The sequence below is a fragment of the Arthrobacter sp. Soil762 genome, assembly GCF_001428335.1.
In the GTDB taxonomy this organism is placed as follows: Bacteria; Actinomycetota; Actinomycetes; order Actinomycetales; family Micrococcaceae; genus Arthrobacter.
Map to the genome: position 1 here is coordinate 54,064 of NZ_LMSG01000020.1, position 12,092 is coordinate 66,155.

Genomic DNA, 12,092 nt, shown 5'->3' on the forward strand with positions numbered 1-12,092 from the left:
GCACGAAGGAAGGTTTGGACATGGCTGTCATCTGCGTTGACGCCGGTACCACGATGATCAAGGCGGTCGGATACGACGAGGAAGGCACGGAAGTGGTGGTCGTGCGACAGGGCACCTCTGTAACGCGCCCCCACCCCGGGTGGGCGGAACAGGACATGCTTTCGGTCTGGGACGCCGTGGTCTTCACCGTCCGCGGCGTGGTCCGCCAGCTCCAGTCCGAGGTCGATTATCTGGCCATCACCGCCCAGGGCGACGGCACCTGGCTCGTTGACGCCGGCGGGGCCCCGACCGGTCCGGCCATCCTGTGGAACGACGGCCGCGGCGTGGACATCTTGTCCGCCTGGACAGACGCCGGGATCCTCGAACAGGCCTTCCCCATCAACGGCTCGCTGACATCCTCGGGAATGCCCAACGTCATCCTCAGCTGGCTGCGGCAAAAGGATCCGGACAGGCTCGACCGCTCGCACGCGTCCCTGACCTGCGGAGGATGGGTTTTCGCCCAAATGACCGGCGAATTCGCGGTCGACGAGTCCGACGCGGCCGCCCCGTTCATGGATATCCGCACCCGCCAGTACTCCCAGGAGCTGCTGGGCCTCTACGACATGGAATGGGCGCAGTCCCTGCTGCCGCCCATCCGCGACGACGGCCACCGGGTCGCGGAGCTCACCCGTCACGCCGGGATTCTTCTGGGCCTGCCGGCGGGCCTGCCGGTCGTGATGTCCTCCTACGACATAGCCTCCACCGCTATCGGTGTCGGCGCCGTCAGCTCCGGCCAGGCCTGCAGCATCCTGGGCACAACACTGTGCACCGAGATCATCACCGACCAGGTCCGGATCAGCGACCCGGCCGCCGGACTGAACATTGCCCCGGGCCTGCCCGGGAAAATCCTGCGCTCCTTCCCCACACTCGCCGGCGGCGAGGTCATCCAATGGGCCTGTGAACTGCTCGGAATCGAGGACCCCGAGGCACTCACGCACCTCGCCTCGACGTGCGGACCCGGCGCCGGAGGACTGATGTTCCTGCCCTACTTTTCCCCCGCCGGCGAACGGGCCCCGTTCCTGGACCCCCTGGCCCGGGGGACCTTCCTGGGGATGTCCTTCGAGCACCGGCGCGAACACATCGCCAGGGCCGTTCTGGAAGGACTCACCCTGGTCATCCGGGACTGCCTCACCGCCTCCGGAGACACCCCCACGGAACTGCGCGTCTGCGGCGGAGGGGCAGCCAGCGTGCTGTGGCTGCAGCTGATCGCCGACGTCACCGGCATCCCGGTGCTGCGGTCCGCGGACACCGAGGTCGGAGCCAAGGGGGCCTTCCTGATCGGACTCGTCGCCACCGGCGGCGCCGGAAGCGTGGAGGAGGTGGCCCCCTGGTATGTCCGGATCCGGGACACCTTCACACCGGACCCCTCCCGGGCCGCCTTCTACAGCGGACTCTACGAAGACTTCCTGGCCCTGCGCCAGATGACCAAACAGGCCTGGCCCCGCCTGGCCGGGATGCGGCAGCGCTCCGCGGCCACGGGCGGGCCCGAGACCTTCCCGGCCGCCACATCCGTGCCCGCCGCCGACGGCCACGGCACATCACGGCAAACCATTCACAGGACTGCAGGGAGCACCACATGAGAGAGAAGCCGGGCCCGTTCGAAGAGGTGTGGGTGGGAATCGATCTGGGGACTCAAAGCGTCCGGGTCCTGGCGGTCACCGGTACCGGTGAGGTGATCGGTTCCGGCAGCCGCCCGCTGACCAGCCACAGGGACGGCGCCCGCCACGAGCAGAACCCGGAACAATGGTGGGAGGCTGTCGCCGGGGCAGCCACGGATGCCCTCCGGGATGTACCCGCCGCGGCGGTACGGGGGGTCGCCGTCGACGCGACCTCCGGCACGATCCTGCTCATGGACCGGGACGGCCGGCCCCTGACGCCGGGGCTCATGTACGACGACGGACGCGCCGCAACGGAGGCCGCACGCGTCAACGATGCCGGGGCCGACGTCTGGAGAGAACTGGGCTACCAGCGGATGCAGCCGGCCTGGGCCCTGCCGAAGCTTCTCTGGCTGCTGCGCGAGCATCAGGACACGGTCCCCGGCGCCCGGCTGGCCCATCAGAACGACTTCATCAACCGGCAGCTCACCGGCCATGATGTCCCCACCGACCTGAGCAATGCCCTCAAAACAGGTGCACACCTGATTCAGGAACAGTGGCCCGAGGAACTCATGCAGGACCTCGGGGTCCCGGCGGGGGTCCTTCCGGAGCTCGTTCGCATGGGCACCCGGATCGGGGCCGTCAGCAGCGCGGCTGCCGCGGCCACCGGCATCCCCGCTGGCACCCCGGTCATCGCCGGTGCCACCGACGGCTGCGCCGCCCAGCTCGGCGCCGGGGCACTGAAAGCCGGCAGCTGGAACTCTGTACTCGGCACAACACTGGTGCTCAAAGGCGTCACCCGGGACCTGATCCAGGACCCCCTGGGCGTTGTCTATTCGCATAAGGCCCCCAACGGCGACTGGCTCCCCGGCGGTGCCTCCAGCACCGGAGCCGGCGCCATCACCCGGGACTTCTCCGGCCAGGACCTGGCCCGGCTCGAGCGCCAGGCCAGAGCCTATGAACCCGCCGGCGCCCTCGCCTACCCGCTCGTGTCCCGCGGTGAACGCTTCCCTTTCCTCGCCCCCGGCGCGGAAGGATTCGTCCTCGGGACCCCCGCCACCGACGGCGAACGGTACGCCGCAGTCCTGCAGGGCATCGCCTACATCGAACGGCTCTGCTTCGACTACCTCGACCTCCTGGGCGCACCCCTGCACGGCGAGTTGATCCTCACGGGCGGAGCCACCAAAAGCGAATACTGGTGCCAGCTGCGCGCAGACGTTCTGGGCCGTCCGGTGACGTTGCCGCAGAACGCGGAGCCGGCGCTCGGAATGGCCGTCCTCGCGGCCTCCCCGGGGCGGCAAACCGCCGACGTGGCCGCGGAGATGGTGCGGATGCGCCGGAGAATCGATCCCCAGGACGGTGCAAACGCCACGTATAACGCCTCCTACCTGAACCTTGTCGGAGAGCTCGAAGAACGCGGCTGGCTCCCGGAAGCCGTCGCCACACACGCACGTGAAAGGACAAACGCATGACCGACCTCATCCTCGTCCGGCACGGCGAAACCATCTGGCACGCGGAAAACCGGTACGCCGGCCGCAGCGACATCGACCTGACGCCCCGCGGCCTGGAGCAGGCATCCCGACTCGCCCGCTGGGCAGAAACCGAGGGACTGACCGGCATCTGGGCCTCGGACCTTAGCCGGGCGCGCCGGACCGCTGAAGGCTGTGCCGAGGCCACAGGCCACGAATTGAAGATCGACCCGCGGCTGCGTGAGCTCGACTTCGGCGACGGAGAGGGCCTGACCGGTGCCGAGATGGAAGCCAAATTCCCCGAGGCCCGCAAAGCCTTTCAAACCGACCCCGCCGCGTCCCCGCTGCCCGGCGGTGAAGACCCCTTCAAGGCCGCTGAACGGTTTGTGCAGTGTCTGTACGACATAGCGGAGGAACAGCCGGACGGCCGTGTCCTGGTCGTCGCCCACACCACGGCCATCCGGCTTAGCCTGTGCCGGCTCCTGGGTATCCCCCTCGGCGAATACCGGAGGGTTTTCCCCTCACTGCGTAACTGTGCCCTGACCACGATCCGTCTTCAGGGCCAACAGGCCGGCCTGCTCGAATACAACGCATCCGCCCGGCCGCTGACTGAACCATCCGCAGCCGGAGCACCTGCTGCTTCCCCGGCATCCTGACCAACCAGACCTAGGAGTTCCACATGAGCACCCGTATCCTCGCTGCAGGAGACCATTTCGTCCTGAACCGCCTCCTCATCGACGCCGTAGAACGCGAAGTAGCCGACGGCGTCGAATTCACCGAAATGACGCTCCCGTGGCCGCTTACCCCGTTCGGCCGGATCGCCGAAGTGGACGAAGCCTCCGGAACCGAAGAACAGCTGATCGAGTCGCTCCGCGGCGTCGAAATCTGCATCACGCAGATGGCGCCGCTGACCGAAAAGGTCCTCCGGGCGTGCCCGGACCTGAAACTGTTCTGCATCAGCCGGGGAGGCCCGGTCAACGCAAACCTGGAAGCAGCTACCCGCCACGGCGTTGCCGTCACCTCCGCCCCCGGACGCAACGCAGCCGCCACCGCCGAACACACCCTGGGCATGATGCTGGCCGCCATCCGCCGCATTCCCCAGACCAACGCCGACCTGTCCGCCGGAACCTGGCGGGGCGACTACTATACGTACGAGAACGTCGGTCCCGAGCTTGAAGGCAGCACCATCGGCCTCGTTGGCTACGGTGCCATCGGCAGCCGCGTAGCACGCATGCTCAATGGCTTCGGCGCGGAGGTCCTGGTCCACGACCCCTACGTCACCGCCGACCTCCTGGCAGGAAACGCCACACAGGTAGGACTGGACGAGCTGCTCTCCCGCAGCCTGGTGGTAAGCCTGCACGCCCGGGTGACCCCGGAGACCACCAAAATGATTGGCGCCGCACAGATCGCCGCCATGCCCGCAGGATCCATCATCATCAACTGTGCCCGCGGGGCACTGCTGGACTACGACGCCCTCTGCGACGCCCTCGACTCCGGCCACCTCTTCGGCGCCGCATTCGACGTATTCCCAGAAGAACCCATCCCCGCAGGCTCGCGTCTTCTCACCACCCCCAATATCGTCATGACCCCCCACCTGGCCGGCGCCAGTAAACAAACGGCTGCCAAAGCCGCAGCAATCATCGCCGGAGACGTCGGACGCTACCTGCGGGGCGAGCCCCTGGCCCACTGCGCCAACCCCGACGCCCTGCGCCCCGCCAACAGATAACCGTCGCCGGCCACTTAACCGACCGTTCGGGTCTACTCCTGACAGCGGATTGTGGTGTAAGGCCCGAGGCTGCAGGAAGTCTCACGCCCCGCTGAGGCGAGTCCGCGGATCCTTGCCGCCCGTCGGGGGGCGTCCGCCAGTTTAGGCGGTCCGCTCCTGCGGGACCGCCTGCGATTTGCGGCCAAGCTCCGCGGTCCGCTTCACCGACCACCACAGCAGCAGCACCAGGAGCACGTTGCGGGTGGTCAGGATGGCAGCCATGACCGGGTGGGCGTGGATGAGGGGCGTGTAGAACAGCGGGTAGATCACAAACGTGGTGATGGCGATGCCCATGAGCAGGGCAGCCGGGACCTTCCACCGCTCCCAGTCGTGCGTCAGGCCCGCGATGATCACCGGGGCCAGCCAGATGATGAACTGCGGCGACCCCACCTTGTTGAACACGATGAACGCCGTGGTCATCATCAGTGCGCCCTCGAGGAAGAGCTCCTCCCGCTCGGCGCCGCGGTTCAGTGCCCGGACCAGCAGGACGGCGGCCACTACGGCGGCGAGGATCAGCAGGGGCTGCATCAGGAACGCGGCCACGTCGGCGCCCGGGCCGTAGACCTCCGTGGAGTTGATCGCGGTGTTGTCCGCCATCTTGGACCCGGCGATGTTGAACACGCTGAGCCACACCCACGGTGTGGAGAAAGTGGCTTCCAGCTGCATGCCGCGCTCGCCCTGGTTGGTCAGGAAGTCCATGATGTGCGGCAGGCCGCCGGACAGGTACGTGCCCAGGCCCACGACGGCGGTGACTGCGACGCCGGACACCAGCACCTGGATCCGCTTGCGGCTGGCAATGACGATGGGTACCAGGACTGCTGCCGGCCACACCTTGAGCCAGGTGGCCACGCTCAGCAGGATCCCCGCCAGCACGGGGCGTTCGGCCGCGTACAGCAGGGCAATCAGCACGATGGGGGCGGTGATGCCCTCCACCCGGGCGAAGCTGAGGTAACCCATAAAGACGGTGAAAAACAGCCACCACCAGGCCGGAGCGATGCCCCGCACCTTCCGCGGTCCGCGCGTCAGGAAAGCAAGCCCGACGGCGTTGAGGGCTGTGATGATCAGGAACCAGCACAGGAGGTAGAGGCTTGGTCCGGCAATGTTCGCGAGGAAGATCGGGATCTGTGCCAGCACCGGGTAGACCCAGGGGCTGATCTTGCCGTCCAGGCTGTCCGGGTTGTAGCCGTCCATTGCCCACTGGCGGTACTGCTCGGTGTCGCTGAACGTATCGCCGTTGAGGAAGAACGACGCCATCCAGCCCAGGAAATACAGGTGGATGACCGCGAAGCCCCACCAGACGCTGGACTGACGGGCGAACCAGTCCACCGCTCGGGCGGGCAGGACGGTGCTGCGGACGCTGACCAGCCGGTCGAAGAACTTCGTGGAAATCTCAGGACTCCTTGAGCGCGGGGACGGTCGCGGGAGTCTTTTTGCCCAGCGAGTAGAGGCGCCGGACCGACCACAGGAACAGGACCACCAGAAGGACGTTGCGGATGGTCAGCACACCGGCCATGAGGGGGTTGTTGTGGCTGAGGGCATCGTAGAACAGCGGGTAGATGAAGAACGTGGCCACGGCGATGGCGATGAGCATGGCCGCGGGGACCCGCCATTCACGCCAGCTGTGCGCCAGGCCAACAGCCACGGCCGGGGCCAGCCAGACCATGAACTGGGGCGATCCCACCTTGTTGAAGACCACGAAGGCGGTGGCCAGCGTGAGCGCGCCGGCCAGCAGCAGTTCGGTCCGGTCCACGCCGCCGTCGGCCTTGCCGTTGCCGTTGAGCTTGCCGTTGTGCAGCGCCCAGAAGGTTAGCCCGGCCACGAGCAGCGCGGCAAGGATGAGGAGCGGCTGCATCAGCACGGACATCACGGCGGTGCCGGGCCCGTCCACCTGCATGGAGTTGATATCGGTGTTCATGTACATCCGGGAGTCGCCGATGTTCAGCACCGACAGCCACAGCCACGGGGTGGTGAATGTTGCCTCGAGCTGCATGCCCCTGTCACCCTGCTGGGTCAGGAAGTTCAGCAGCTTGGAAACACTGCCAACCGCGGCGGCGAGTGCCACCACCACTGCTGACGTGGCCACACCGGCCAGCACCACCAGCAGGCGGTTCTTGACCACGGCGAACAGGGCCAGCATGACGGCCGCCGGCCACACCTTCACCCAGGTGGCGGCGGCGAGGATGACCGAGGCGATGAACGGCCGGCCCACGCCATAGGCCAGTGCCACCAGGACGATCGGTGCGGTGAGGCCGTCCACGCGCGCAAAGCCCAGCCAGCCCATCAGCAGCGTGAAGATCAGCCACCACCAGCCAGCGGGGATCGCGTCCTGGTTGCGGCCGCGGTCCGTCAGCTTCGCCAGGCCCCAGCCGTTGAGGAGAGAGGTCATCAGCACCCAAAGGAAGAAGAACGGTCCGGGTCCGGCCAGCCCCGCCAATGCCATGGGGATCAGCGCGAGGATGGGGTACACCCACGGGCTGGGGCCGCCGCTGAGGTTGGCTTCGTCGAAACCCGCCCGGGCCCAGTCGCGGTAAATGAAGGTGTCGCTGAACGCCTCGCCGCGCATGGACAGCAGCGCCGCGAAGATCAGGAACCCCAGGTGCACCAGGATAAAGCCGGTGAGGAGCCCCCGCGGCGTGTTCAGCCAGGACCGTGCGGCCGCTGGCAGGATGACGTTGCGGATCCGGGTGAGCGTGGCGAAGAATGCGTCCGTGGAAATGGCGGAATCCTTGTCAGAGAGGGGCAAAAACAGGTGCCGGATCTTGCCGCGGGGCTGGAGCCGGGAGCATCGGAGGTCCGTCTACAACAGCCTCCACCATGAGTCAAGGGTAGTTGAATGTCGGTGGTGCCCAATAATCCTGCGGCTTCGCGATTGTCTACTCGGACTTGGTCTGGCGGTAGCGCTCGATCTGTTTGAGCCGCCGCAGGAGGCTGTCGCGCCGCGGGTGCGGAACGGCGTCGGGCGCCTCTGCGGTGAGGTCAATGTGTTTGGTGCCGTACTGCCAGAGCAGGAGGTCATCCAGCAGGCGGTCCGGGCCGGGGGAGTAGCGGTGGTCCAGTGCCTTGCGGACCTCGGTGATCCGCTGGGCGCTGAGCAGGCCGGCCAGCTGGACCGTCTGGTTGAGACCGTGGGCCGCCATGAGCTCGGACGCCCAGCCCCAGTCGTCATCCACTTTGCGGTCCACGTGCGGCAGCAGCGTGCGCCAGACGTCCCGGATCCGGTTGGGGGTGAGCTGCGCGGCGCCTTCGCCGTCCATGTCCCAGTAGCTGCGGACTTCCTCATAGCGTTCGTGCAGGTCCGCGAAGGCGCTTTCCACGGTTTCCAGCATGGCGGCGGTGGCGGTGAACTGCCGGTCGAAATGCGGCGTCCAGGCGCGTGGGTCCTCGGCCTTGAAGCGGATGTCGTGCTCGATCTCGCTCCAGGCGTGGGCAAAGACGGTGCGGATCTGGCATTCGAAGAAGTAGCTGCCGTTGGCCGGAATGTCCGGGTTGAAGGCCTGCTGGTAATCCTTGACGGCCTCGTTCTGGATGGTGCGCAGGATGAGGTGGCGGCTGGAATAGCCGTACGTGCCGGACTCGATGGAGCCGATGTCCTTTTCGCGGTCGCCGCGGCAGTCGAACACCTGGCGCTGGCGCTTGATGATGTTGGCCACCAGGGCGTTCTCCGCGGGCAGCTTGGTGATGACGCGCACGCCCACCATGTCGTTAAGGGTGCGGAACGGGTCCGGGAACTTCAGTACCGGCGGACCGCCGGGTTCCAGCGGTTCCTCAATCCGGGAAATCTTCTCCCGGAAGGATTCCACCGATTTGGTGCGCCCGGTGACGAACAGCGGCGTGACCTCGGTGTCCTTCAACATGTCGCGGAGGATGTGGAGAACGTCCTTGGTGACCAGCTTCAGGGCAGGGCGGACGCGCTCGTAGATCTCCACGTTCTCCTGCACGGATTCACGCAGGCTGATGTCCAGGCTGTCCCAGTTACTCGGCATGCCCCCAGCTTACGGCGGGGGTGTGACAGCGGCTTGTCATGCCCGGCTCAGTGTTATGCCGATGTCGAGTTGCGGACCACCAGCGAGCTTTCCAGCGTCAGCTGAGGCTGCTCCAGCCGGAGGCCTTCCATGAGCAGGCGCAGCTGCTCTCCTGCCTTCAGCCCCAGCGAAGTTGCGGGCAGGTGCACGCTGGTCAGGCTGGGATTGCTCGTGGCGGAGTATGGCAGATCATCGAAGCCGGCTATGGCCAGCTGGCCCGGGATCTGCACGCCTGCCACCCGTGCTTCCTGCAGTACTCCGTAGGCGTGGGTGTCCGTGCAACAGACGATGGCGGTGACCCCGGCCTGCTGCCACGCCGGCCAGGCGGCGGCGAATGCGGCGGCGGACGCGCCGACATCGATGGTGGTACTGATGATGCCGTCGGCGGGCACCGACATTCCGTGTGCGCTGGCAGCGGCCAGGAAGGCACGGCGTCTGAGCTCAAATGTGGCCGTGCCTGTCACGCTGTCCACGTAGGCCACCCGGCGGTGCCCACTGTCCGCCAAATGCGCGGCCAGCTGGCGCGCGCCGTGCGCAACGTCCAGATTCACGGACGGGGCGTAGGCCTCCAGCCCCGGGGCATCGAGCAGGACCACGGGCCCCGCGGCGGAAAGATCGTCCAGGAATTCTGCGTTGGGAGCGTCAACCAGAAGCCCGGCCGGGCGGAGCGCCATCAGCTTGCGGACGTCGTCGGCGTGCGGGAACTCCCCGGCGTCGGTGACGGACAGCAGCAGCTGGTAATCAGCCCCGAGCGACTCCCGGACGCCGGCGATCACCTTGGCGAAAAACGGGTTGGAGATGTCCGGGGCCACGAGTAAGACGATGGAGCTGACGCCTTTGGCCAGCGAACTGCCCACGCTGTCCACGACGTAGCCGAGCTCGGAAATAGCCTCCCGCACCCTGACGACATTGTCCTCAGAGACGCGGCCGGAAGTCTTGCCGTTGGCCACCAGGGAAACCGTCGCCGTCGAGACGCCGGCGCGGGCAGCGACCATGGCCGCCGTGATCCGCCGCGAGCGGACGGATTGCTGCACCTGCTCCGCGGATTCCATACCTCGATCGTAGTAGGTAGGTAGGCAGGCAGGCATGCGGGCGTTCCGTCCGCCGGCGTTCTAGACGAGGGTGGAAGTGTCGATGACGAACCGGTAGCGCACGTCCGAGGCGAGAACGCGTTCGTAGGCATCGTTGATCTTGCTGGCCGGGATGACTTCGATTTCGGCGCCGAGGTTGTGCTCGGCGCAGAAGTCGAGCATTTCCTGGGTTTCGCGGATCCCGCCGATCATGGAGCCGGCGAAGGAGCGGCGGCCGATGATGAGGGCGAACGCGTTGACCGGGAGCGGTTCAGCGGGCGCACCGACGTTGACCAGGGCTCCGTCGAGGGTCAGCAGCTGCAGGTAGGCGCTGATGTCGATTGATGCGCTCACGGTGTTGATGATCAGGTCGAAGGTGCCGGCGAGGTCCTCAAAGGTGGTCTCGTCGCTGGTGGCGTAGTAGTGGTCCGCGCCCAGCTTCAGTCCGTCCTCCTGCTTTTTCAGCGATTGGGAGAGTACGGTGACTTCGGCGCCCATGGCGTGGGCGAGTTTGACGGCCATGTGGCCGAGTCCGCCGAGGCCGACGACGGCGACCTTCTTCCCGGGGCCGGCACCCCAGTGCCGCAGTGGGGAGTACGTGGTGACGCCCGCGCACAGCAGGGGAGCGGCGGCGTCGAGCTCGATGCCTTCGGGGATCCGCACAACGAAGTCTTCGGTTACGACGACGTGGGTGGAGTAGCCGCCCTGCGTGATGGTGCCGTCGCGGTCCACGGCGCCGTAGGTGCCGATGTTGCCGTTCAGGCAGTACTGTTCTTCGCCCTTGAGGCAGTTGGCGCATTCGCGGCAGGAGTTGACCATGCAGCCGACGCCGACCCGGTCTCCGATAGCGTGCTTGGTGACGGCGGAGCCGATTTCGGTGACGATGCCGGCGATTTCGTGGCCGGGGGCGAGCGGGTACTGCTGGGGTCCCCAGTCGCCGCGGACGGTGTGGATGTCCGAGTGGCAGATGCCGGCGAACTTGATGTCGATCAGGACATCGTGCGGTCCGACGTCGCGGCGTTCGATTGTGGTGGGGATCAGGTCCCCGGCGGCGGACGGAGCGGCGTAAGCATTAGCGGTAAACAATATTTTCTCCTGTTTTGGGGTGCCTTCCACCAATATCACCCCATTTCCAACGGCTGAAGAAGGCTGCGTTTATAGGGGTATAAGCTCTCCCCCCCTTTAGCCCGGTGAACCGGGGCTATCGTGGTTTCATGGACAACCAGCCCGAGAACCGCGCCGACATCCGGGACTTCCTGGCCAGCCGCCGCGCCAAAATCCGTCCGGAGCAGGTGGGGCTGCCCGCGGGCAGCCGTCGCCGCGTTCCTGGACTGCGCCGCGAAGAGGTTGCTGTCCTCGCCGGAGTGAGCACCGAGTGGTACGCGCGGTTGGAGAAGGGCAACATCAGCGGCGTGTCTGACGACGTCCTCAAGGCCGTCGCCCGGGCACTGCATCTGAACGATGAGGAATGCCTGTACCTTTTCGAGCTGGCACGGGCCGCCCGGCCCATGCGCCGGACGCATTCCCGCCGCAAGGAAGTGGGGCTGCCGCTGCCTGTTCATTGGCTGCTTGATTCCGTCACCATGTCGGCCGCGTTGGTCCGCAATGGCCGCCTCGATATCGTGGCCTCTAATGCGCTGGGGCGAGCACTCCACGCGCCCATATTTGCCAGCGACACCACCGCTGCCAACGGCCACGCAAACTTCGCACGCTTTCACTTCCTCGACCCGGCCGCACGGGAGTTCTTCGTCGACTGGGACGCCGGCGCCGCGGCCACCGCCGCTCTGCTGCGCGCCGAGGCCGGCCGTGAGCCCAACGACCGCTCTCTGCGCGAACTCGTAGGCGAACTATCCACATTGAGCCCCGAGTTCCGCACACTATGGGCATCGCATGACATCCGTTTCCGTCACGAGGGAACCAAACGGCTGCGACACCCCGTGGTGGGCGAGCTGGAGCTGACCTACCAGTCCCTGGCGTTGACCGCCTCCCCGGGTGTCGTCAACGACGTCAGCTTCTACACGGCCGAACCCGGAACGACCCACGAAGAGCGCATCAAACTCCTCACGAGCTGGGCGGCCACGGCGGTTTCGGAAGCAGCAAAACCGAACAATTAGCGTGTTGGCGCAGGCGTT

At 66.7% G+C, this 12,092-nt stretch carries 10 protein-coding genes; 5 read left to right on the forward strand and 5 right to left on the reverse strand.

From position 1 onward, the window contains the following. The first annotated feature begins 20 nt into the window (after positions 1-20). From ASG77_RS16445 to ASG77_RS16460, 4 genes are read left to right on the forward strand one after another with little or no spacing between them, the layout of a single operon-like run. Positions 21-1,619 (forward strand): FGGY-family carbohydrate kinase, encoded by a 1,599-nt coding sequence (locus ASG77_RS16445; protein WP_082576112.1) that lies wholly within the window; start codon positions 21-23, stop codon positions 1,617-1,619. After that, positions 1,616-3,106 carry an FGGY-family carbohydrate kinase gene (locus tag ASG77_RS16450; RefSeq protein ID WP_056347492.1) on the forward strand — a complete coding sequence of 497 codons (1,491 nt, stop codon included), beginning with the start codon at positions 1,616-1,618 and terminating at the stop codon, positions 3,104-3,106. The genes ASG77_RS16445 and ASG77_RS16450 overlap by 4 nt, the downstream gene beginning before the upstream one ends. After that, the gene (locus ASG77_RS16455; RefSeq protein ID WP_056347494.1) at positions 3,103-3,759 is read left to right on the forward strand and encodes a histidine phosphatase family protein; all 657 of its coding nucleotides are present in this window, start codon (positions 3,103-3,105) and stop codon (positions 3,757-3,759) included. Before ASG77_RS16450 ends, ASG77_RS16455 begins: the two co-directional genes overlap by 4 nt. A gap of 23 nt (positions 3,760-3,782) precedes the next feature. Further along, positions 3,783-4,829: a 2-hydroxyacid dehydrogenase gene (locus tag ASG77_RS16460; protein ID WP_056347495.1), complete on the forward strand. Its 1,047-nt coding sequence runs from the start codon at positions 3,783-3,785 to the stop codon at positions 4,827-4,829. A 141-nt stretch (positions 4,830-4,970) separates the two neighbouring features. Here the strand turns inward: ASG77_RS16460 and ASG77_RS16465 are convergent, their stop codons facing one another. The 5 genes from ASG77_RS16465 to ASG77_RS16485 form a co-directional block, all read right to left on the reverse strand. Beyond that, on the reverse strand, positions 4,971-6,194 hold the full coding sequence (locus ASG77_RS16465; RefSeq protein ID WP_200950791.1) for a glycosyltransferase family 87 protein: 1,224 nt from the start codon (positions 6,192-6,194) through the stop codon (positions 4,971-4,973). Positions 6,195-6,258: 64 nt separating this feature from the next. After that, positions 6,259-7,611, reverse strand: a complete 1,353-nt coding sequence (locus ASG77_RS16470) for a glycosyltransferase family 87 protein (RefSeq protein WP_156380359.1) — start codon at positions 7,609-7,611, stop codon at positions 6,259-6,261. A 130-nt stretch (positions 7,612-7,741) separates the two neighbouring features. Then, complete coding sequence (locus ASG77_RS16475; protein ID WP_056347499.1) at positions 7,742-8,851, reverse strand: GTP pyrophosphokinase; 1,110 nt, start codon at positions 8,849-8,851, stop codon at positions 7,742-7,744. Positions 8,852-8,904: 53 nt separating this feature from the next. Further along, entirely contained in the window at positions 8,905-9,942 is a 1,038-nt protein-coding gene (locus tag ASG77_RS16480) for a LacI family DNA-binding transcriptional regulator (protein WP_056347501.1), read from the reverse strand. Between the two features lie 60 nt (positions 9,943-10,002). After that, on the reverse strand, positions 10,003-11,046 hold the full coding sequence (locus ASG77_RS16485; RefSeq protein ID WP_056347503.1) for an NAD(P)-dependent alcohol dehydrogenase: 1,044 nt from the start codon (positions 11,044-11,046) through the stop codon (positions 10,003-10,005). A gap of 128 nt (positions 11,047-11,174) precedes the next feature. On the opposite strand from ASG77_RS16485, the gene ASG77_RS16490 reads away from it, so the two are divergent. Beyond that, positions 11,175-12,074 carry a helix-turn-helix domain-containing protein gene (locus ASG77_RS16490; protein WP_056347505.1) on the forward strand — a complete coding sequence of 300 codons (900 nt, stop codon included), beginning with the start codon at positions 11,175-11,177 and terminating at the stop codon, positions 12,072-12,074. Positions 12,075-12,092 lie beyond the last annotated feature (18 nt).